The following is a 473-nucleotide window of genomic DNA, read 5'->3' as shown; positions in this document are numbered from 1 at the left end:
CCCCAAGAGTCACTATCATTTATCCGTATTAAGCTAACTTCACCTAAATTGTATAATTTTTTACTAAAAGCTTTTAATTCGTTTCTTTTCTTTTTTTTTGGTATTTGACGTTTCAAAAACTCATCCCAATTACCATCTAGATAATTGTAAGGACAGGAATATTGATATCTTTCAATTCCCTTTTCCATTCTTGCTAAATTATGTAGTATTTCATAATCTATAGTTTGATCATTAATATCTTCAAGTTGAATACTAATTGCTTTTTTATCTTTTCTTAAATGGGCAAGCAAATATCTATAAACTACCTGTTCATATCCTTTTTTGGCAGGTATATTAATATAACCATTCATATTACCACCGTAAAACCTAAATATCCGTTTTGAAAATCCTTTAGATTCAAAATATACCAATGGAGCAAAACCTTTTAGCTCCTCATTCTCATAAAAAAGAATTATTTTCTCTTTATATTTTTC

The 473-nt window shown here is 27.5% G+C and carries 1 protein-coding gene; it reads right to left on the bottom strand.

Annotated features, from left to right (window positions below; all coding sequences use genetic code 11):
* A partial coding sequence (locus V7149_RS18780) for a hypothetical protein (protein ID WP_335347123.1) occupies positions 1–473 on the bottom strand: 473 nt, incomplete at both ends.

This window comes from Bacillus sp. JJ1503, from assembly GCF_036965125.1.
Lineage (GTDB): Bacteria > Bacillota > Bacilli > Bacillales > Cytobacillaceae > Cytobacillus.
Note: the sequence above shows the minus strand (reverse complement) of the source record. Positions and strands in the feature narration are given on the sequence as shown.